The organism is Rufibacter sp. JT20002 (assembly GCF_056491185.1).
Window position 1 is genome coordinate 1885919 of sequence record NZ_JBSZJY010000001.1, and the last position, 21507, is coordinate 1907425.

A 21507-nucleotide genomic window follows, 5' to 3' on the forward strand; every position below is an offset into this window, starting at 1 on the left:
CTGAAATGTCTGCAAATCTAATAACCTAATCGCTTAAAATAAGCATCTACTTGCTTTTTATAATAAGGTGTCAAAGCAGGTAGGTTCTGACGGAGCGATTCTGTCTGCTGTTTCTGCCGTTCCTGGTACTTCTGAAGCGATGGCGGGATACGGGCGGGCAATTCCTTAGCGGTATTTGCCTCTCGTTTCTCGTCCAGATCACGTTCATTGGCGGCTTTTTCAGCTTGCAGCAAACGAGTCAAAATCTCCTTCTGCCGCATCATGGTCTGCTCTGTAAGACGTTTATTAACGAGATCAGTTTCGGTTTGTTCCATGAGCTTGCTCAAATTACTGAGTTTCTCCCCTCCTTCTTTGCCTCCCGGCTGGGTAGGCGATGGCGCCAGTTCTTTCATGGCATTCCGGAGCATTTCCTGTTGCGCTGCTAGGCGGGCCAGTTGCTCCGATAATTGCTTGCCGCTTTGACCGCTCTGCTGCAACTGTTGGATTTGCTCATTCAACTGCTGCTGCATTTGCCCCAGGGCACCCGGCTGGTTTTTGCCGTTCTTTCCTTTGCCTTTCTTCTTGCCCGGTCCGCTCTGCTGCATGGCCATCATGGCCTGTTGCATTTGCTGCTGCACATCGCTCAACATCAAGGCCAAGTTGTTCATGGAAGTCATGGCCAACTGCTGATGCTGACCAGTTTTAGGCAGGTTCCGGTCTTTGATGGCTTCAGAACTGTTCTGCATCTCCCCTTCCATGGCGCCTACCTCCCGGGTCACGAACGATTGGATCTGCGGTACGCGTTTGGCCAGGGAGAGCAGGCTGTCTTCAATGATCTTGGCGTCATCAGACAATTTGATCTGCTGTTGGGCCAGCCCGATGAACCTTGGGTCGCTCTGCTGCACATTCCGGAAGTCTTTCATTAGTTTCTCCTGGTCAAAGGAAAGCGTTACCAGGTTCTCCAGGATATCCCGTAGGTGATCCAGATTCTGCTGGGCCTGTTGCATGTCGCCTTCCATTTCCTGGCTCTGCATCTGCTGCGACATCTGCTTCATCTTCTGAGCCGCTGATTTCTGCGATTGGCTTGCTTTCTTGTTCTGGCCTTTCTGCATAGACTCTTGGGCGTTCTCCTGCTCCTGCTCAATTTGCTCCTCCATCTTGTCGGTATCAGGGATATCCTCAGGATTCTCCAGTTGCTCGTTCATCTTCTCGGCTTCTTTGAGTTCCTCCTTCATCTGCTTGAATTCTTCTTGCAGTTGCTTTTGTTCCTGCTGTAGGCCCTGATCGGGCTTGTTATTCTGCTCACCAGTTTTGTTCGCTAGATCCTCCTGCTTCTTGGCCAGGTCATCCAGCTTCTGCTGGGCATTGTCTAGCTTTTGCTCTACTTGGAGCTGCTTGAACATCTCAAGCAAGCGGTCTAGCTCTTTCTGCAGGTTCTCTTCTTTGTTGTTGAGTTTGTCTAGAAGCGGCTGAATCTGTTCTGGCCGAGGCTGCTTTTGCTCCAGCAGTTTCTCCAGTTGCTCATAGAGCTTCTTGGTCTCATCGTCCAAGAGCTGGTCCATCATCTTCTTGAGCTGGTCACGTTTTTCGGCCAGTTTCTCGTTTTGCGGCGAGAAACGCTCCTGCTGTTGGTTCAACTGCTCGTTCATCTTCTGCAACTGAGCCAGCTCTTCCTGCAGGGCTTTCTTCTTATCGGCGAGTTCCTGCAGGGCTTTTTTGTCCTGGTAAGAGAGTTCTTTCTTCAGCTTGGTTTTCTCTTCGTTCTGCTCCAGGGATTTCTTCAGTTCCTCCGCCTTGGTGAGCGAAGACTTCATTTGGGACTGCACCTGTTGCGACGACTCTTCAATGGATTTCTGCACTTCAGACGGGTCTGGGTACTTGAAGATGAAGGTAGAAGTACGGGCGCTTTTTGGTTGCGGCACCTGGTCGTTATCGGTTACCTGCACGAAGTACTCCAGTCTGTCGCCGGGCTGCAGGTTCAGCGGCTTCAGGTCCATCTGCCGGAAATATGACTGCGTGGCCAAAGAACCGCTGAACGGAATAGAAACCGCTCTGTAGCCCGTGGCAGCTTTGTTTCCTTTGAGCACCCGGTAATGCAGGGAAAGATTGCTGAAGCCGTAATCATCTGAGATGGTTCCTCCTACTACTAAATAAGAGTACAGCACGGAGTCACGGAACTGCTCCAAAGTAATCTCAGGATTACGGTCTGGGATAACGGTGATCTGGTGCGAGATCTGCTCTTTGTTCTCTGAGTAGCGGTTCTTGAGGTGCATGCTGTAGCGTTGGCTCTGCATGAACGTCTTCCGCACCACGTATTCCTCGTCTTCAGATTGGGCTTTTACTTTCTGGACTGGTGCATCAAACTGTAGCCAGAGCGAATCCGCGTTATCTGCGGCCAGGCGCCAGGTCACTTGCGTTCCCTCAGGGATGGTCAGGTCTCCCGTGTTGTCCAGGATTTCAGATGGCCGTTTGGTATAGGCAGGGTAACGTAACTGGGCTTTCAACTGCCGAAGCATGGGTCTGGCCACTACGGTTAGGCGGTTTTCATCAGAATAGAAGCCGGCGCCGGTCAACTGGAAATCCACTGATTCCTGCACTTGCTCAAAGTCATAGACGTAGGTCTGGTCTTTCAACTTCTTGAGCGGCATCTGGCGTCCGTCAATGACCAGAAACACCTCCTCAGGAACACGGTTACCTTCAATGTTCACCTTCAACTGAAAGTCCTCGCCCTTGAATGCCTGCAAGGAGGAATTCTGGATTTCAAACTGGAAAGGAGCTTTAGGAGCATAATGCCGCTTGAAATGGATGATGCGCTCCGTCCCTTGCACAAACAAAGCTGGGTAAATGAAGGCTAAGACCACCACCAAGGTGAGCGGCAGCAGCAGGTATTTAAAGTAAGAACGGTTCTGGGTGAACTTAATCCGTTCCGGAAAGCGGTACCCTACCAATTCTTCTGAGCGTTGCTCCACACTGGCGGCCACCAAGTCATTGCTCATGGCTACGTTTTTCAGCTGCAGCAAATTAAGGAGGTGGTCCTGGATCTCGGGGAAGTAATGGGAAACCTGTTGGGCCGCCTGCTCATCGGTGAGGAGTCTCTTCAGGTTGGTCAATCCCATGATGGGTGCCCAAAGCCACCTGACCACGGCGAAAGCACTGATTGCCAGAAATGAGAACAGCAGAAAGGCCCGTACCTCCGGCTGGAAATAGAAAAAATACTCCAGAACGGTAATGAGCAGATAAGAAGAAAGCACCAACCCCAACGAGAGTAAAGCACCTTTAAAAAGCAGGTTCAGGTAGAATTTGCGTTTAAACGCCTGAAGCTGCTGTAAAACTGTATCCAAAGAACCGGCAGCCCGCATAAGTAAGATAAGATTAGAGTAGCCCGAAACAACGGTACGGGAGAAATGAGTACCAGATGTTTTCTTTTAATGTCATACGTGTTTAATCAGCAGAGTATTAACTCTTTTGCTTACTAATTTATTGTTAATTCTCTGATTTGGGAGCATTCCGCAGGGTTTTTGGGCTATATTCCTCAAATCAGAGAAAAAACGAAATAGCGAAGGAAAATGGTTCCTGTGGATAGGTGACGGATAATTTGCTCCGCTCTATAAATCAAGGAGTGACGCTGTCCACAGAAGAAGTAAAACAAAAATGCGTTTCCGGCCTGATTTCCTAGAAACAGACCAGAAACGCATTCTCAAGATAGGAGGATAAAATCTAGTTTTCCACGGGGTACATTTCCAAAAGAATAGGGCAATGGTCCGAGTGTTTAGCCTCAGGTAAAATAGCAGCCCGCTTCATCAAAGGCTTCAGGTGCTCAGAAACCAAAAGATAATCGATTCGCCAGCCTAGGTTCTTGGCCCGTACGTTGGCACGGTAGCTCCACCAGGTATATTGGTGCGGCTCCTGGTTGAAGTGCCGGAACGAATCAATGTAACCATCTTTCAGGAAACTGGAGAACCAGTTCCGTTCCTCGGGCAGGAAGCCGGAGGAGTTGGCGTTTGATTTGGGGTTGTGAATATCAATGGCCTGGTGGCAGATGTTGTAGTCACCGCAGATGACCAAACCGGGCACCGTGTCCTTTAAACCCTGAATGTACTGTTGAAAATCGCGGAGCCACTCCATCTTGAACGCTTGGCGGTGCTCGCCGCTGGAGCCCGAAGGCATGTACACGTTCAATACTGAGTAGCCGTCATAATCTGCCCGGATAACTCTTCCCTCGTGGTCGTACTGCTCAATGCCGCAGCCGATGCATACGTTTTTAGGCTCCTTTTTGGAAAGAATAGCCACGCCGCTGTAGCCTTTCTTAATGGCCGGATGCAGGTACACGTGATACCCGATTTCCTCAAAGCAGGCTTTGTCAAACTTGGTCTCGTCTGCTTTTATTTCCTGAAGGCAAAGCACGTCTGGGTTGGCAGCTTTTACCCAATCCAGAAAGCCTTTGGAGATGGCAGACCTAATGCCGTTTACGTTGTAGCTGATAATTTTCATGAATTCATTTCGTCAAAGTACTCCAGGGCGTGCCACTTGAGCATGCGCTCCTGCTCTTTCAGGTTACAGGCGGGCAGCGGCTTCACTGATTTCCAATGCGGCCATCCTTCCTGGTCCAGGCCTTCTAACTCATAGTAGCCAGATAAACTCAGGAGCTTGCAGGTGGCAATATGCATTAAGTCCTGCTTCTCTTCTTTGGTGAACTCCCGTATCCCCTGGCCTAGTTCCTGCACGCCTACCAGAAAAAGGATGGCATTCAGGTCAGGCTTCTTTCCAAACTGTTTCTTAATGTCTTGGCGCAGCGCGGCCCACCGAACATCAAAATCTTCTTCGTTCTCCATTAAGTTTTGTGTGTATAAGTGGCCTAACGCAGAAGTGGATTTCTCTGCACTATCCACCATTTTTCTAAACTTATTCTGTGTCTACTTTTATGAAAACAGCCCTAAAACCATGTTTTAAGTAGATTAAGTCTGTTGTTGAATTCTAAATTAGAATGGCAACAAAGGAAGTAATCCACAAGTAAAAGCAAGCAGTTCTAGGGCTGATTTCCAGAAAACAGGTCGGGAACAGAAATCGTTCTAGGCTTGGGTTTGTCCTTCGGTTTTCAGTTCTTCCCAGTACTCCACAGCTCTTCTGAAGTGCGGGATCACGATGGAACCACCAATCAAGTTGGCAATGGCGAAAACCTCGTATACTTCTTCATCCGTGAGGCCGCACTCAAAGCATTTGCCTAGGTGGTACTTGATGCAGTCGTCGCAGCGTAATACCATAGAGCAGGCAAGGCCCAACATCTCTTTGGTTTTCACATCTAGCGCACCTTCTGCGTAGGCATTCGTATCTAGGTTGAAAAAGCGCTTGATCACTTTATTGTCCGCCTCCATGATCTTCTCGTTCATGCGGGTGCGGTAATCGTTGAATTCTGTTACTAAGCTCATTTTATGCGTCATTATTGGCGGCATTCTGCGCCGCTATGTAAAGTTACATCAAAATACCCAAGTAGTCTATGTCACAGCTGCAGATGGGCCTCAGGTCCCTTTACCATGACTTTTTGGCGTTGCTTTTTCCGGAAGAGTGCCGGGCTTGCGGCGGTGAGTTAGCCCTTGGGGAGGAAGTTGTTTGTAGCCATTGCCGCATCAAACTCCCCTACACTGACTTTCACCTCTCCCCTACTACCAACCCCTTGCATGAAGTTTTCTGGGGAAGGGTGCCTATCCAATTAGCCGTGGCGTATCTTAAGTTTCAAGGGAAAGGACGGGTGCAACGATTGCTCCACCAGTTGAAATACAAAGGACAGGAAGAAGTAGGCGAAGTTTTAGGGAGATGGTTTGGTGCTCAGATCCAGGAGCAGGATGACTTCAGATTGATAGATGTAGTGGTACCGGTACCCCTGCATAAAAGCAAGCTGAGGCAGAGGGGTTATAATCAAGTGGAAGCATTTGCTAGGGAAATAGCGGATGCTTTAGAGAAGCCCTTACTGGTAGATGCCTTGCAAAAGAACCGATTCAGTGCCACCCAGACTTCAAAAAACCGGGAGGCCCGGTGGGAAGCCATGCGACAGTTGTATGCTATTCACAAACCAGAGGCGATACAAGGAAAGCATGTGTTGTTGGTAGATGACGTGATCACTACCGGGGCTACCATTGAGGCCTGTACTGATATCTTGCTAAGCAATGGAGCCGGTGCTGTAAGTATAGCCTCTATTGCGTACACCTTATAATATGGAGTGACCTAAACCCCATAAAACAAGAAAGGCCGGTAGATCCGGCCTTTCTTGTTTTATGGAAATAAAGGATTTCTTATTTGTTTGAGCCAGTGTTGATCATGGCGCAACGGAAACCAATAGTAGAGGTAGCAGAATCCTGCTCCATGTAGCGACGAGTTCCTGGAGATAACCAGTACGCTACGTCTTTCCAAGAGCCACCTTTGAACACACGAACGGTGTTGGTGATCAATGACTGGAAGCCAGCAACGTCATACAGGGAAGAGTCATCCTGTACCCCGTTACGACGAACTGGGTTCAAGTCTTCCACATCCTGGAACGAAAGCGGACGATACACGTCTTGTACCCACTCGTTCACGTTACCAGCCATGTTGTACAGACCGAAGTCATTTGGCGGATAAGCGTACACGTACTCAGTGATCATAGCACCATCATTCAATGAACCAGCAATACCGGCGTAGTCACCGCGGCCACGTTTGAAGTTAGCCAGGAATTGGCCTTGACCTTTTCCGTATGGGTTACGCACCTGGTGTCCATCCCAAGGATAAATACGCTTGTTGGTTTGGTTTTCTTCCTCCTCTAACTGAGTTCCGATTAACGCTTGAGCGGCATATTCCCACTCAGCCTCTGTGGGGAGACGGTAGTTCGGAAGAACAGCGCCAGACTCAATTGGAGGCGTGCTTCCTTCTGCTAATTCTCCGTCGTATTCACCAGCCAGGTTTTTGTTTACCATGGCAGTCCGCCAAGTACAGTAATCCTGAGCCTGTAACCAACTCACCCCTACTACTGGGTAGTAGCGGAAACCAGGGTAACGCAGGTAGTAGCTTACGTAAGGGTCGTTGAAAGAAAGCTCACGCTCCCAAACGGTAGTGTCTGGAAGAGCTTTGGCGTAGATTTCTTCAGAAGAGTCTTTTCTGATGTAGTGCAGGTATTCTAACCAGTGAATGTTAGCCACCTCCGCTTCATCCATGTAGAAAGACGCCACGGTAACAGTACGCTCAACGTTGTCACGGGTCATGGCCACATCTTCCTCAGAAGAACCAAGGGTAGTTCTACCACCTTCAATAAATACTAAACCGGGTCCTTCAGGTACGTCGCTATAGTCCGCTACAGCAAAACCACCTTCTTCATCATCGTAAGCGATACCAGTAGCAGTACTTTGCTTACCGGGATCCTGGCTTGTAGGACGGTTGTTCTTGGAGCAGGAGGAGAAAACTACAGCCCCCGCCGCCAGCACGTACATTAAATGTTTAGAAAGTTTCATAAAAATGGTAAATACCAGGTAAAATTGTATTCTTTAGATCAAATGTGGCTTTTAACACGCAATAATATAGAAAATTAGAATGCCGGGCAAGCAATCCGATTGTATTTTCTGTTTGTACCCGATCTTTTAAAAATCTTTAAGTAATCCACTTTCTCAAAGGAAAGAACTAGTTCATGGGTTGGGCCAATTGCGACCGGGCTTGACGCCAGCGGATGCCGGTAGCCATACCCTATTTTCAATCCTTTATGTGTAACGCCAACTATCCCCTGAATAGTGCTTGCAAGTGAAGTATTTTTTGACCCCGGAAGCATGGTAGTTCCTAACCCTAGCGTAACAGGAGTGATGTTAGCGTAAATAGTTGCGTCTAAGCGATTAAAACTCCGCTGGTGTGTATACGAAAGTGTGGGAATAAAGCTGATTTCCTCAAAATGATCGCGGTCAAAATAGCTCTTCGCATAGAACTTGTAACCGGTCTGTAACTGGAAAACCGGGGCCGCTGTACTGGATGACATTTCTCCTACTTTTGGGTTGTTCAGGTGCTGCGCTGAGACACCTAACCAGTACTGCGGCGTGAACAAAAGCAGCCCGGCAGAAACCGTGAGGTAAGAGGTTCTGTCCAAACCGAAGGTCTCGGCGGTAGGCTTGGTAATAGTGCCGTTTGGGTCTAACTGGTCCTCAAAAATAAGGCCGCTGGCAGAAGGCTTCTGAGATCCATACCCCACCTGCATTCCGGCGCTAAGATCCAGTTTTTCTCTTAACTTAGTATGGTAAGCGTACAAAAGCCCCGCCTGTATTTTCTGGTACCCACCTGCCGGTGCTTTGTCTGACTGGAAGGTTGCACCTATTGCATTTCTATTTTCCTGGAACCGATACTCACCGCTGGCCCATTGGGTACTGTACCCGCCATTGATCCCGGTCCATTGAGAGCGGTGCCCGGCGGTAACGCTGTAGTCAGACAATAAACCCGTAAAAGCAGGGTTTAAAAAGAGACGATGGGCATAAGGTAAGGTACTGGTACTTTCCTGGGCCAGAGCGCCAACAGAAGAAAAGAATAAAAGAACACCTACTATGGATAATGGACCCTTGCCCGTTACCCTCCTGAGAACCCCTCGGCACACAAATTGCAGGATTACCTGTAAGCGTATATTCATCTGAAAATACCTAAACTTACAAGCTGAAAACACATCATTACCAACATGAGGAAAGTATTTATAGGTCTGGCAGTATTTATAGTAGTATTGCTAGCCGCAGCCGCACTTATACCGGTCTTCTTCAAAGATAAGATCAAAGAGCGCCTTGATAAAGAGATTGCCAAAAGTATCAACGCCCGCATCTTATACGAAACAAATAACGTGAGTCTATCCCTTTTTCGCACATTCCCAGACTTGGGTTTAAGTGTGAAAGAGCTGACCATTGTAGGCAAAGACTCCTTTCAGAGAGACACCCTCGCCTATCTGCCAGATTTTAACCTGGGCTTAGACCTGATGAGCGTGATCTCCGGCGACCAGATAGAAATCAAATCGGTACAGATGGACCAGCCCCGCCTGAAGTTGTTGGTGCTCAAGAGCGGGAAAGCTAACTGGGATATCTTCATTCCAGACACCACAGCCACCCAAGAAGCCCAGGACACCACAGATTTCAAAATGGGGATTGATGAATGGAAGATCAACAACGGGCAAATTGTTTACCAAGACCTGAGCATCCCTTTTGGGGTGAACGCCTACAATGTGCAGCATACCGGTAGCGGTGACCTGGCCAAAGATGTTTTCGATATGGAAACTAAAACCCAGGCCGAACGCTTCACCATGACCTATGGCGACGTGAACTACATTGAGAACAAGAAACTAGATGCCGATGTAACCATGGCCATGGACCTGGCCAACGCCAAATACACCTTCAAAGACAATAACTTCCGAATCAACGATTTTGCCTTAGGAATGGCCGGTTCCATTGCCATGCCCACCGATGACATTAACCTAGACCTCACCTTTAAAGCCTTGGAGACCGATTTCAAAAACATCTTCTCCCTGGTGCCTGGCGTGTTCACTGAGAACTTTAAAGACGTGAAGACCGATGGCAAAGTAGCTTTCAACGGTTACGTGAAAGGAATCTTCAATGAAACGTCTATGCCGGGTTTTGGGGTAGACCTGAAAGTGAACAACGGTACCTTCCAATACCCAGACCTGCCTCAGGCGGCCCGCAACATCAACATTGACATGAGCGTGAAGAACACCGATGGTAACATAGACCATACCTTGGTGGATGTCCGGAAACTGCACCTGGATTTAGGTAAGAACCCGGTAGACGGCCGTGTAGTGATTGACGGGTTAGAGCCCATGAAAGTAGACGGCAACCTGAAAGCTAAACTGGACTTAGCCGAAGTCACCAAGGTGTTCCCGCTGGAGGGTACTACCTTGCGCGGCTTGCTGGATGTAGACGCCCAGGCCAAAGGCGTGTATTTCGAGAACCACATGCCGGTAGTCACCGCCAAACTGAACCTTACCAACGGGTACGTGAAATCCACTTCCTTCCCTGCACCTTTAGAACAAGTGACCGTTGCTTCTACCTTGGTAAACCGTACCGGGAACGCCGCTGATACCGACATTCAGGTTTCACGTTTTAGGATGCTTTTAGACAAAGAGCCCCTGGAAGGCCGGGTGGCTATCAAGAACCTGGCCCAGCCGCAGTTCGATGCCGATGTGAGAGGGGTACTGGATTTAACCAAACTCACCAAGATCTTCCCAATTGATGGCACCACCCTCAGCGGCCGGTTGAACGGAAACATTCTGGCCAAAGGAAAGATGACCGACGTAGATGCTGGCAGATACGGCAACGTGCAAGCCAGCGGAACAGTACAGATCGCCCAATTGAATTACAAGAGCACTGATCTTCCGCAAGGCATGCGCATTAACTCAGCCAAGGCCACGTTCAACAATGAGCAAGTGGCGCTTCAGCAGTTAAACGGTTACTTGGGTAAAAGCGACGTGCAGATGGATGGAACAGTCTCCAATTACATGGGCTATCTGTTCTCAGAAAACCAGCCTTTGCGAGGTAGCTTCTCCTTGCGCTCCAACAGTTTCAATGTAAACGAGTGGATGGTAGACGAGCACACCGGCCAAACCGTACCTGCCTCCACCCAGGAAGCACAGGGGGTAGTACAGATTCCCGCCAACTTGGATGTGGTGTTGACAACCCAAGCCGGAACGGTTCTTTACGATAACCTGAAACTACAGAACGTAAAAGGCAAAGTAAGCCTTAAAGATCAGATAGCCAGACTAGAAGATGTAGCTTTCAGCACCTTGGGTGGTCAGTTCTCCACCACGGGTTCTTATGATTCAAGAGATCTTATCCACCCTAAATTTTCATTTGGGTTGGACATCAAGAACCTTGATTTTCAACAGTCCTTTAACTCCTTCAATACCATCCAGCAACTGGCCCCCATTGCGAAACTCCTGCAGGGTGAGTTCTCTACCAAGTTCAATTTCAGTGGGGAGTTGGGCAGTGACATGATGCCGGTTTTAAGCACCCTTACCGGAAAAGGCGTGATAGAAGTGGTAGAAGCAGTGGTAACCAACATGAAGGCACTTTCCAAGATAAGCCAACTCACCAACCTGAAAGAGGTGCAGAACTTCACGTTGAAAAACCGGGGCTTTGCCGCCGAGATCATTGGTGGAAACTTGGTGGTGAAACCCTTTGATTTTGCCGTGGGTGACATCAAAATGACTGTGGGTGGTACCAATAACATCAGTGGAAAAGTGGACTACGTGGTGGCCATGGATGTGCCTTCGGGCAAGGTAGGAAATGCCTTGGCAGGCAAGATTACCAGCCTTACGGGTGTGCAAAACTTAAACGGCTTAGAGCGGGTAACCTTGCAACTGGGCGTAACTGGAAACTACAATGACCCCGCCGTAGCCCTTAAAGGAAGCAGCTTAAAAGCCGAGGCCTCCTCTCTGGTGAAACAGGTGGTGACCAGCAAACTGGAAGGGGTGAAAGAAAAGCTGAACGTGAACGTGCCAACAAACAAGGATAGCCTCAAGGTGGAACTTGCCAGAAAGCAGCTGGAGCTGGAAGCCAAAGCCCGTCAAGAACTGGAGCAAAAAAGATTGGAGGCCGAACAAAAATTAAGGGCTGAGGCCAAGTCTCGGTTAAACAAACTGTTAGCTCCTAAGAAACCCGTGAGCACGCCTCCGGCAGATACAACCAAGCAATAAGAGCCTTTCCCTTGGCATCAAGTTTGTTTCAGGCCTGTTTTCATGAAAGCAGGCCCGGAACAAACTTTTTTGTTTTAGAGCCCTTTCTTCTGCAAGTGCCTCCAACGAAAGCCCGCTCTCATGGAATAGTGTTTTCACCCTAATTCCTTTACATGAAGAAGAGATTCTTTTTTGCTATGCTGTGGACGGCAACCTTGGGGTTTGCGTCTTGTTCAGATGAGAAAGACCCGGCAGGGTCGTCGCGCATGGAAGTGCGCCTAACCGATGCTCCCGGTGACTATGAAGAAGTAAACGTAGACATCCGCTCGGTGCAGATCCACCGAGACGCCTCTGATGACGGCACCGGCTGGACTACTTTAGATCACATCACCCCCGGCGTGTACAACCTCCTTGATTTCGCCAATGGCCGTGATACGCTCCTGGCTAGTGCCACCCTGCCCGCCGGGCGTATTGCGCAAATTAGGTTAGTCTTGGGTGAAAACAATAGCCTTAAACTAAAAGGAGAGTCAACCAGACGTCCGCTTACTACGCCAAGCGGCCAGACCTCTGGGTTGAAACTTCAGATCAATGCAGACCTACAGACCGATGTCACTTATGTGGTTTTGTTAGACTTTGATGCAGCCAAGTCAATTGTTCCACGTGGTAACAGCGGACAGTACAACCTGAAACCAGTCATCCGGACTTTGACGAAGGCGGTAGCTGGAGGTATCAAAGGCACTGTCACCCCAGCCGCGGCCAAGCCTGGTATTTTAGTGATCTCCGCCGCCAACGATACCATTGGCGGTTTCACCGATGATGCAGGACGCTTCCTTATCAAAGGAGTACCTGCCGGAACCTACAAGGTACAGTTTAGCACCAGCGAGCCTTACCAAGGAAAAGAACTCACCAACATTGTCGTGACCAATGACAGAATCACCGAGGTACAAACGGTTGATTTGAACTAGAGAATACACCACCTAAAAAGAAGAGGGGAAGCCAATATAGCTTCCCCTCTTCTTTTTCATTAAATTCCTGTTTACAGGCTTCTTTCCTGAAATTAGCCTGTAAACAAAGGTGGTTATCAGATCTCCAGATCCTGGCCGTATTGAATGCGCACGTAGGTTACGTAGTCTGAGTTGATCGGCTCATGACCTGCTAAGCGTAACTCACGGGCCACCTGCCCTCGGTGGTAGGTAGCGTGGTTGATGGCATGGGTAAGGATGTCCTGTACCTTGGTAGAGTAAGCTTTGCCTTGGGTGTTGGTGTACTCAATGGTACGGTTCAGTTCGGCTTCATCGGCGTTCGCGTAGAGCTCGGCCAGCTTTGCCGATGTTTGCTCATGCAGTTGGTGCAGCTCCTGTAAAGTGTGCCGCTGCAGAACGGTTACCGGGCTTTTGGTGCCGGTGATACGGGCAATCCAGATGGCTTGGGCATTCAGGACGTGGCTGAACATAAGCTGGGCATAATCTGGAAGGTCTCCCTCAATGCGGTCCAGGCTTTTGAGCACGCGCCAGTTCGCCCAGATATTATATTCGGTTAGGTTTTTAAGTACGTCGTTAGTAGTCATGGGTCAGGTATTATTGGGGTACAGGAAAGGCTTTGCCTTTCAGAATCGGGCAAAAGTAGTAAACGTGGGGTTTAGAAAGAATGTTTAGCTATACTTTTGCAGCAAAGCCCATAGATAGGGCAAAAACACCAGCAGACCGGCAATAGCCGAGGTAATGGAAGCCACCAGCACAGCTCCGGCGGCAATGTCTTTTGCTTTCCCAGCTAAGGGATGCCGACCAGGGGAAACCAGGTTCACTACCACCTCTAGCGCCGTGTTAAAGAGCTCCGCCATCCAGACCAAACCAATAGCGAAGCAGATAATCACCCACTCTATGGTGGTGAGCCCAATGTACAACCCGGCTGCCACTACCACCCCAGCCGACAAAACATGCCACCGCAGGTTGATCTCAGACCTAAACGCCGCCGCAATTCCCTTCAGCGCATAGCCGAAACTATTTAAGCGCCTCCTTATGAAAGTGGGTTGTTGTGGTTCCATTAAGGGTTTCTACGCAAGGGCTGCCGGTCAGATGCAATTCACCCGGCACACCCTACTTTTATGGCCGTTTTCTGAAAAAAGGCCCCAAATCAAATTTGTCTTTAAATGCTGATTGCTACTGAGCATCAGACTTTAATGATGATGTTCTTCTTGTACATCACCCATAGGATCGCCATCCAGAAGAGAATCCAGGTGCAGGCCCAGGCTAGGGAGGCATTGTATGGGTCAAGGTGGGGTGTGTAGAAAGAATCATAAAGGAAGGTTTTGCTGTCTACCTCCCCTGCCGCCGTGTCTACCTTAATCATGGACATGATTCTGGGGATGAGCCCCGAGAGGAAAAAGACCGTAATCGCGTTCACCCCATAGACCAAAAACGGCGTGGTAAATCTTTGGTAGCCTTTCACGTCAATAAGCCAGTAGCAGAGACCCAAGCCCAGCATGGCCAAACCAGAGGTGTATAAAACAAAGGAGCTTGTCCAGATGCTTTTGTTAATGGGGAAATGCAAGTCCCATACCAACCCAAGCACCATGCAGATCACGCCCCATACCATAAGCCAGGAAATCTTGTTTCCGGCATCGTCTTTCTTCTTTAACCACTGCCCTACCAGCACCCCCGATAAGGCCGTGACAATAGCAGGAAGAGTGCTCAAAATGCCTTCGGGGTCCCACACCTTCGTCGATTTCCAGAGGTGGCCGGGTAAAAGAGAGTTGTCCAGCCAGGCGGCGAGATTGGTGGTGGGTTGCAGGTTCGCCTGCCCGATGCCGGGTACCGGGGCAAACATCATCACCGCCCAGTAGCCTATGAGCAAAGTGACCCCAATCAAAATCTGCGTTCGGCGTTCGGTTTTCAGGAAGATGATAGCCGCAATGATGAACACCACCCCTATGCGTTGCAGCACCCCCGGTATCCGGACCGTTTCAAACTCGAATTTTGGAAAAAGGGCTAGGAACAGACCCAAAGCAAACAAGGTTAACCCCCGCCGAATGATTCTGAGGATAGTGCCCGTGTGCTTTTCAGGAAGTTGCTTGGCGCCAGACAGCGCGTAAGCAATAGAGACCCCTACTATAAAGAGAAAGAACGGGAATACTAAATCTGTGGGCGTGCACCCGTGCCATGCCGCGTGCTTCAATGGGGCGTAGATCTTGCCCCAATTACCTGGGTTGTTCACCAAGATCATGGAGAGCACTGTTATCCCTCTGAATACATCCAAAGACCTAAGCCTGTTTTTGGAAGCAGCAGAAGCTCTAGGGGCGGCAACTTCTTCTGAGAGAATAGGTGAACTGGAGATTTGATTCACGGCATGGGGCTTTTAGTTGAAAGAAGAATGCATTGGAGGAGCTGTCTTGTAAGTTACTGCTGCACTAATGAAATCTAAGTTAGCAGAATCTCAAGCATGATCGCTGACGAGTAGGTATGATTTTGCAGAAGAAACGGCCTTTCGAGAAAGATCAAACTTCAATAAACCAGTTTTTAATTTTTTTGAAGAAGGATCTTAATTTTTTTAATAATAATTAACTCGCTTTAAGGCTAAAGTAAAAATACTTATTATATCTGATGGTGCTTTGCCAAGTTTTTTATATTTTTCCATTCATTTTTTATATAGAGGGAATTCTATTTTTGACACAGCTACCAAAAAACCTCTAAGTAGGGTGGTTTTGTACAGAAGTCATCGCAAACAAAGAAGTTTTAAGCTAAAAAAATAATTTGTTCCTCTATTAAGAAGATGAATTTGCCAAATTCATAATATTGCACCAGCTTAAGCCAAGTGCGATAACTGCCATTTGGCTAAAAAAATTTATTTTATTTTACTCATTCCCTTGATCTTTTTGCTTACCAGAATTCCACAGATCAAACACAAAACCAATCAACACCCCTAAATCCTTTTTTATGAGAATAATGTTACGGCTAATCTTATTCGCCCTGTGCATTTGCATTGCTCAGGCGGGTTTTGCCCAAAGCAAAACCATCACCGGGAGGGTCACCTCCTCTGACGACAACTCTGCCATGCCCGGCGTGAGCGTAGTGGTAAAAGGCACCTCCAACGGGGTCTCTACCGATGCCGAAGGCCGGTATTCCATCCAAGCGGCTCCGGGAAGCGTTTTGGTGTACAGCTTTATAGGTATGCTCCCGCAGGAGCGGACCGTGGGCGTAGACAATACCATCAACGTTGCCCTGACTTCTGATTCTAAAGCATTGGATGAAGTAGTGGTAACTGGCTTCAACATTGCCCAAGAACGCAAAAGCATCAACTATGCCGTGCAAGAGGTAAGCGGCGCGGCCATAGAAGAATCAAGACAGCAAAACGTGGTAAACGCCCTGCAAGGGAAAGTTGCTGGGGTGAACATCACCAGCTCTGGTGGAGGTGCCGGTGAAGGATCCAGTATCGTGATCAGAGGGGGTTCTTCCATTGACGGTGACAACCAGCCTTTGTTTGTGATTGACGGTATTCCGGTAGACAACTCCTCGTTCCAAGAGTCTACCGCACCAGGTGCCGGTAGTGGCTTCAACGGGATGCTGGGTCGCTCAGTGGGTGCCTCTAACCGGGCCGGTGACATTAACCCAGATGACATCGCCTCTATCACCGTTCTGAAGGGACCTGCCGCGGCAGCGCTTTATGGTCTGCGTGCTGGTAACGGTGCCGTGATCATCACTACTAAAAAAGGCGTGGCTGGTCAGACCTCTATCACTTATAACGGTCTTTTCTCCATGGACCAGGTAAACAGACTACCAGAAGTGCAGCAGGTGTACCAGCAAGGCACCAACGGTGTGTTTGACGCTACTACCCGCAGATCATGGGGCCCTAAGTTTCAGGAAGGCCAACCAGTTTACAACAACATTGAAGATTTCTTCCAGACCGGCTTTAAGATGAACCACAACCTGAGCATCTCAGGTGGCTCAGAGAAAACCAGCTTCTATATCTCCGCGAACCATTTAGACCAAGGTGGAGTGGTGCCTGAGACAGAGTATGAGAAGAACTCTGTACGGGTGTCTGGTACCGCTAAATTCAACGACAAGCTTTCTTTTGACGGATCTGCCAACTACTTGCAGACAAGCGGCAAAAGAGCGTTACAAGGTCCGGGTCTGTTTGGCGGAACCGGTGGTTTCCTGGTAAGTATCTTTAACTGGCCATTAAACGACAACATGTCTGACTGGCAGAATCCAGACGGATCACGTCGTAGATTGTTAGAGAGCGTGACCGGTGACATTGACAACCCTTACTTCACGGTTAACAAAAACCCGCAGACTGACCGTACCGACCGTATCATTGGTAATGTAGGCATCACCTTGGACCCTACCAATTGGTTAAAGATCAACTATCGCCTTGGTACCGACGTGTACACTGAGCGTACCCAAAGTGTGCGTTCTCCTGGTACTTCTTTGCCTAACAACCAGGCAGGTGGTTTAGCTATTTCCGTAAACCAGTTTCAGCAGTACACTTCCAACTTTGTAGTAACCGCTAACAAAAACATCACCGAGAAGTTTGGGGTAGGCGTAGTACTTGGTAACACCGTTGAGCAGACTGAGACCAAAGGCGTTGACTACTTAGGCTTGATCTTCCAGAACCCTGATTTTGTGGGTCTGAACAACACTACTAATAGAAGCGTGATCCAGCGGAACTCCCTGCGTCGTTTGATTGGGGCGTTTGGCCGGGTAAGCTTTGACTATGATGACTTCCTGTTCTTAGAGTTGCAGGGCCGTAATGACTGGTCTTCTACCCTACCGGTGAAAAACCGCTCGTTCGCCTATGGTTCTGCCAGCTTGGGCTACGTGTTCACAGAACACCTGCCTATCAGCTCAGGCTCTTTCCTGAAGTTTGGTAAGTTCAACATCTCCTACGCGCAGGTAGGAAAAGACTCACCTCCTTACCGGGTTACTTCTCCGTTGACCAATAACACCTTTCTGGGCGGTGGTTTCCGGAACAACTTCTTCGGTGGTAACCCAGAACTGAAGCCAGAAACCAAGAACTCTTTTGAGACTGGTTTAGATTTCAACTTCTCTAAAAACAACCTGCGTTTCAACGTTACTTATTATAATGACAGAACCGTTGACCAGATCATCGCGCCACGTCTGAGCCAGGCTTCTGGTTTCATTCTGCAGTACGTGAACGGCGGAACTGTTGAAAACAAAGGGGTAGAGGCGATTTTGTCAGGAACAGCTATCCAGAAAGGTGGTTTTGCCTGGGATGTGGTAGCCAACTTCTCCCGCAACAGAAGCAAGGTAGTAAGCATTCCTTTCCCATTAACCGAGATCTACCAGTCAGATGCCTGGATCGTAGGTTTTGCCAGAGGTGGTGTGTTCCAGGGCGGTTCTTTGAGCGGCTTGAGCGCTATGCAATATGAGCGTGCCCCAGACGGCCAGATGATCATCAGCTCCGCTGGTTACCCAACCTTCGTAGACCAGAAATTCACGTATGCCGGTGACCGTGCTCCTGACTATACCTTACAAATCACCAACACCTTCAACTACAACAACCTGTCGCTTTCTTTCTTAACCGATATCCGCAAAGGCGGCGTGGTAGTGAACGGGAACGAGGCTACCTTGGTAAACACTGGTTTGAGCACCCGTACGCTGGACCGCTACAAGAAAGCGGTATTCCCAGGTGTGGTAGCCGTGACCGGTGCCGATGGAAAAGTAACTTACGTGCCTAACACCAGAGAAGTAGAGTTGACAGAGAGCTACTACCGTAACATCATGTCAGTGGTGGGTGATGACTTTATTGAAGACGCTTCCTGGATTCGCCTGCGGTACGTGACGTTGGCCTACCGTTTACCTAAGGCTGCCTTTGGTCGCATTCCATTCAAAAACGTGGAACTGAACGTGACAGGCCGTAACCTCATTCTTTTGACCAAATACTCAGGATCTGACCCAGAAACAGCTTCTGCCGGAGCGGGTGTTCGTGGTGGTGGTTCCGGTGGCTTCGATTACGGAAGCGTACCAGGTACCAAAGGTGTTGACTTCGGCGTGAAATTATCCTTCTAGTTTATTGAGACTCAAATCATGAAAAAATTTATCATAGGTTTTTGCGCAGTGGTAGGCTTAGGGCTTACCTCCTGCGACAATTTTTTGGATGTCAATGAAGATCCAAATAACCCGGTTTCCACCACACCTAATTACCTTCTGCCAAGCATCATTGGCAACGGCTTGCAGGTGCAGCTCCTAACCGAGCTTAGAGTGGGACCAATTACCCAGAACGTGGCCGGCAGAACGGCTAACATCACCACTGACCAGTACTTCTTCACGCCGAGTAACTCTACCTCTACCTTTAACAACACCTATTACTTGGTGGGTAGCAACATTGGCCCTATGATAGAGTCTGCCCAGGCCGAGGGTTCTCCTTATTATGTAGGAGCCGGCAAAGCCATGAAGGCCATCATTATGGCTCACCTAACCGATATGCTGGGCGATGTTCCTTACACCGAGGCTTGGCAGGGGTACACCAACATTGCGCCTAAGTATGATCCGCAGGAGCAGATCTACTCTACCATCTTTAATTTATTAGATGAGGCCGAGGTTGAGTTTTCTAAACCAGCCACCGAGAACAAGCGTCCCTTCTATACTTCTAACCCGGTAAGCGGAGATATTCTGTACCAAGGCGATGTAAGCAAATGGATTAAACTGGTTAACTCCATCAAGGCGCGTCAGTTGAACCACTTGACCAAGAAGGCTACTTACAACCCAGATGCTGTTCTGGCTGCTATTGACAAAGGAATCAAATCAAACGCCGATGACGCTGTGTTGGGCTACAGACAACCTACCAGCGTGGAGTCTGCTACTACCAGCATCTTTGGCCCTACCAGAGCAAACTTCGGAAGCTACACCTTCGGGAAGATGTTCGTGAACCTAATGAACGGAACTACCTTACTAGGTGATGCCACGGCAGCAGATGATCCTCGTTTCGCAATCATTGCTCCAACGTTAACTAATGGAGCGTTAAGCAATGGCGCCGTACCAGGCGCAGGTTCTTCTCCTGCCCTTGCCGCTACAGATTTCTATGGCGGTTACTACTCTACCGATAACAGCCCGTTCCCGTTGGTGACTAATGCTGAGATGCGTTTCATTGAAGCAGAAGCTTCTTTCCGGAAGGGTGACAAAGCCCGTGCCTTTACGGCTTATAAAGCCGGTATTACTGCGCACATGACAAAGCTGGGAGTAGCTGCGGCTGCCCAAGCTACGTACATGGCCAGCGCAGCCGTAGCCCAGAGCGAGACTACCCTGACCCTGAAGAACATCATGGAGCAGAAATACATTGCCATGTTCCTGAACCCAGAGTCATGGTCAGATATGCGCAGATTTGATTTCGATCCTACCATCTATCCAGGTTTCCAGATGCCCACCAGCGTGAACGCCCTGCTGAACGGTAAAGTAGTTCGTCGCCTCCCTCCTGCCCAAACGGAGACACAGTTTAACCCAACTGAAGTAGCCAGAATGGGTTGGGGTGCCCAGGATTACGTGACCATCCCAGTTTGGTGGGATCAGCAATAGTAGGTTGTAGTAAAGGAATTAATCTAAAGAAGATATGAAAAGCATTTTTAATAAATACCTGGCCCTGCCTGCAATCGCTTTCACATGTTTGTCTTTGACATCGTGTGAAGAAGATTACGAGCCACCCTACAAAATCACTGAAGACTCTTTCCAGATTTTCCAGGCTACCGGTACATTGCCGGTAGCCGCTAAATATGCCGCAGGAGAAACCGTGAAAATGGAGTTGGTGTACAACAAAACCGATGTGAAGGAAATTGTGCTCCTGCAGAAGTTTGACAACCAGGATTCCTCCGTGGTGAGAACCATACCAGCACAAGGTGCTTTCTCTAAAATAAAGAGAGCCGATACCTTGGTGGTAGAGTACGTAGTGCCCGCTGGGCTTGCCAACAAGGCTACGGTACGGTTAGATGCCAAGGCCATTGGGTTCAACAACGCCTCTAAAACTAGAAGCGCATCGTTCAGAGTAGCCGAGGCTACGCCTACCATCCGCATCAAAAGCGTAGCGCACCGTTCTGCCGTGACGGCAGGTGCCAACACCGCCAATGACGTGATCCGTTACGAGTTGGTGCTGAACGAAGGCGGAGTAACCTCTGTGGCCACTACTACTGCTGCTTCTGCCATCCTGTTCAAAGACTTGGACAGCTTGAACGTGTACGCTACCGTAGGCACCAACCCAGAGACCAGAATTGATAAAATCGGGTTGACCAAATCTGGCGCGGCGCTTACCAGAAACGTGGATGTGAAAGTTCCGGCTAACGCTGTAGGACAGGATGTGGTTTTCCGTTTTGAGGCGAAAGCAGTTTCTCCTAAGAACGCTGCTTCTGTGAGTTCTGCACCGGTGACCATTGTGGCGGCCACTCCTTTCACGGGAACTGCCACCGCTACCATCGGGATAAACGGTGATGCTGCGGCTACTTCTTTCAACTTTGTGGGAAGAGCCAATGTAGGAACTGAGACAGCCACCACAAACAAGGATATCACAGTGACCAGCGTAGCAGGCAACAAGTTTGTGGTGAAAGCCGAGAACAAGACTGCTTTTGTGAAAACCACGGCTGCCGTGTACAACAGCGCCACCGTGAACAGCGTGCGTCAGGCGTATTACACGGCTTCTGCAGCCACGCCAAGCCAGGTGGTGACCTCCATTGCTGATCTGGTGGTGGGTGACGTGTACATCGCTAAATTGGTAGATACAAACAACTACGTGATCTTCAAAGTAACCGGCATCAACAGAGCCGGCGCCGAAAACCAGACCACCGCTACCTTAGAGTACAAGTACCTGCAACTATAAAGAATACCAAAGAAGGGCCGCTCTTATGAGCGGCCCTTCTTTTTTTG

Annotated in this window: 15 protein-coding genes; 6 read left to right on the plus strand and 9 right to left on the minus strand. The window is 49.0% G+C overall.

Going from position 1 to position 21507, the window contains the following annotated elements; translation table 11 throughout:
* Nucleotides 1–17 precede the first annotated feature (17 nt).
* From ACW9SV_RS07470 to ACW9SV_RS07485, 4 genes are all read right to left on the minus strand, one after another.
* Entirely contained in the window at nucleotides 18–3320 is a 3303-nt protein-coding gene (locus ACW9SV_RS07470) for a DUF4175 family protein (RefSeq protein ID WP_479556112.1), read from the minus strand.
* Nucleotides 3321–3696: 376 nt separating this feature from the next.
* Nucleotides 3697–4470 (minus strand): exodeoxyribonuclease III, encoded by a 774-nt coding sequence (locus ACW9SV_RS07475; RefSeq protein WP_479556113.1) that lies wholly within the window; start codon nucleotides 4468–4470, stop codon nucleotides 3697–3699.
* Nucleotides 4467–4811: a hypothetical protein gene (locus ACW9SV_RS07480; protein WP_210489803.1), complete on the minus strand. Its 345-nt coding sequence runs from the start codon at nucleotides 4809–4811 to the stop codon at nucleotides 4467–4469. The genes ACW9SV_RS07475 and ACW9SV_RS07480 overlap by 4 nt, the downstream gene beginning before the upstream one ends.
* A gap of 237 nt (nucleotides 4812–5048) precedes the next feature.
* The gene (locus ACW9SV_RS07485; RefSeq protein WP_479556114.1) at nucleotides 5049–5405 is read right to left on the minus strand and encodes a carboxymuconolactone decarboxylase family protein; all 357 of its coding nucleotides are present in this window, start codon (nucleotides 5403–5405) and stop codon (nucleotides 5049–5051) included.
* 68 nt (nucleotides 5406–5473) lie between these two features.
* Between ACW9SV_RS07485 and ACW9SV_RS07490 the strand changes: the two genes are divergently transcribed.
* Nucleotides 5474–6187: a ComF family protein gene (locus ACW9SV_RS07490; RefSeq protein WP_479556115.1), complete on the plus strand. Its 714-nt coding sequence runs from the start codon at nucleotides 5474–5476 to the stop codon at nucleotides 6185–6187.
* Nucleotides 6188–6266: 79 nt separating this feature from the next.
* On the opposite strand, the gene gldJ is transcribed toward ACW9SV_RS07490, so the two are convergent.
* Both gldJ and ACW9SV_RS07500 read right to left on the minus strand, forming a co-directional pair.
* Complete coding sequence (gene gldJ / locus ACW9SV_RS07495) at nucleotides 6267–7454, minus strand: gliding motility lipoprotein GldJ (RefSeq protein ID WP_479556116.1); 1188 nt, start codon at nucleotides 7452–7454, stop codon at nucleotides 6267–6269.
* A gap of 74 nt (nucleotides 7455–7528) precedes the next feature.
* Complete coding sequence (locus ACW9SV_RS07500; protein WP_479556117.1) at nucleotides 7529–8605, minus strand: PorP/SprF family type IX secretion system membrane protein; 1077 nt, start codon at nucleotides 8603–8605, stop codon at nucleotides 7529–7531.
* 45 nt (nucleotides 8606–8650) lie between these two features.
* On the opposite strand from ACW9SV_RS07500, the gene ACW9SV_RS07505 reads away from it, so the two are divergent.
* The gene (locus ACW9SV_RS07505) at nucleotides 8651–11665 is read left to right on the plus strand and encodes an AsmA family protein (RefSeq protein WP_479556118.1); all 3015 of its coding nucleotides are present in this window, start codon (nucleotides 8651–8653) and stop codon (nucleotides 11663–11665) included.
* 152 nt (nucleotides 11666–11817) lie between these two features.
* Nucleotides 11818–12609: a DUF4382 domain-containing protein gene (locus ACW9SV_RS07510; protein WP_479556119.1), complete on the plus strand. Its 792-nt coding sequence runs from the start codon at nucleotides 11818–11820 to the stop codon at nucleotides 12607–12609.
* Between the two features lie 116 nt (nucleotides 12610–12725).
* Here the strand turns inward: ACW9SV_RS07510 and ACW9SV_RS07515 are convergent, their stop codons facing one another.
* The 3 genes from ACW9SV_RS07515 to ACW9SV_RS07525 form a co-directional block, all read right to left on the minus strand.
* Nucleotides 12726–13211: a DinB family protein gene (locus tag ACW9SV_RS07515; RefSeq protein WP_479556120.1), complete on the minus strand. Its 486-nt coding sequence runs from the start codon at nucleotides 13209–13211 to the stop codon at nucleotides 12726–12728.
* An 84-nt stretch (nucleotides 13212–13295) separates the two neighbouring features.
* A complete protein-coding gene (locus ACW9SV_RS07520; protein ID WP_479556121.1) occupies nucleotides 13296–13688 on the minus strand; it encodes a diacylglycerol kinase family protein in 393 nt (130 codons plus the stop codon).
* 125 nt (nucleotides 13689–13813) lie between these two features.
* Nucleotides 13814–14986, minus strand: coding sequence for an acyltransferase family protein (locus ACW9SV_RS07525; RefSeq protein WP_479556122.1), 1173 nt, complete (start codon nucleotides 14984–14986; stop codon nucleotides 13814–13816).
* A 590-nt stretch (nucleotides 14987–15576) separates the two neighbouring features.
* Between ACW9SV_RS07525 and ACW9SV_RS07530 the strand changes: the two genes are divergently transcribed.
* The 3 genes from ACW9SV_RS07530 to ACW9SV_RS07540 are packed head-to-tail and all read left to right on the plus strand — an operon-like array spanning nucleotide 15577 to nucleotide 21460.
* Entirely contained in the window at nucleotides 15577–18669 is a 3093-nt protein-coding gene (locus ACW9SV_RS07530) for a SusC/RagA family TonB-linked outer membrane protein (RefSeq protein WP_479556123.1), read from the plus strand.
* An 18-nt stretch (nucleotides 18670–18687) separates the two neighbouring features.
* Entirely contained in the window at nucleotides 18688–20172 is a 1485-nt protein-coding gene (locus tag ACW9SV_RS07535; RefSeq protein ID WP_479556124.1) for a SusD/RagB family nutrient-binding outer membrane lipoprotein, read from the plus strand.
* Between the two features lie 34 nt (nucleotides 20173–20206).
* Entirely contained in the window at nucleotides 20207–21460 is a 1254-nt protein-coding gene (locus ACW9SV_RS07540) for a hypothetical protein (protein ID WP_479556125.1), read from the plus strand.
* Nucleotides 21461–21507: the final 47 nt, after the last annotated feature.

Bases quoted from the DNA above. Each gene is read 5' to 3' on its own strand.
- ACW9SV_RS07475 (WP_479556113.1), bottom strand. From the start codon at position 4,470: ATGAAAATTATCAGCTACAACGTAAACGGCATTAGGTCTGCCATCTCC.
- ACW9SV_RS07480 (WP_210489803.1), bottom strand. From the start codon at position 4,811: ATGGAGAACGAAGAAGATTTTGATGTTCGGTGGGCCGCGCTGCGCCAA.
- ACW9SV_RS07485 (WP_479556114.1), bottom strand. From the start codon at position 5,405: ATGAGCTTAGTAACAGAATTCAACGATTACCGCACCCGCATGAACGAG.
- ACW9SV_RS07490 (WP_479556115.1), top strand. From the start codon at position 5,474: ATGTCACAGCTGCAGATGGGCCTCAGGTCCCTTTACCATGACTTTTTG.
- gldJ (WP_479556116.1), bottom strand. From the start codon at position 7,454: ATGAAACTTTCTAAACATTTAATGTACGTGCTGGCGGCGGGGGCTGTA.
- ACW9SV_RS07500 (WP_479556117.1), bottom strand. From the start codon at position 8,605: ATGAATATACGCTTACAGGTAATCCTGCAATTTGTGTGCCGAGGGGTT.
- ACW9SV_RS07505 (WP_479556118.1), top strand. From the start codon at position 8,651: ATGAGGAAAGTATTTATAGGTCTGGCAGTATTTATAGTAGTATTGCTA.
- ACW9SV_RS07510 (WP_479556119.1), top strand. From the start codon at position 11,818: ATGAAGAAGAGATTCTTTTTTGCTATGCTGTGGACGGCAACCTTGGGG.
- ACW9SV_RS07515 (WP_479556120.1), bottom strand. From the start codon at position 13,211: ATGACTACTAACGACGTACTTAAAAACCTAACCGAATATAATATCTGG.
- ACW9SV_RS07520 (WP_479556121.1), bottom strand. From the start codon at position 13,688: ATGGAACCACAACAACCCACTTTCATAAGGAGGCGCTTAAATAGTTTC.
- ACW9SV_RS07530 (WP_479556123.1), top strand. From the start codon at position 15,577: ATGAGAATAATGTTACGGCTAATCTTATTCGCCCTGTGCATTTGCATT.
- ACW9SV_RS07535 (WP_479556124.1), top strand. From the start codon at position 18,688: ATGAAAAAATTTATCATAGGTTTTTGCGCAGTGGTAGGCTTAGGGCTT.
- ACW9SV_RS07540 (WP_479556125.1), top strand. From the start codon at position 20,207: ATGAAAAGCATTTTTAATAAATACCTGGCCCTGCCTGCAATCGCTTTC.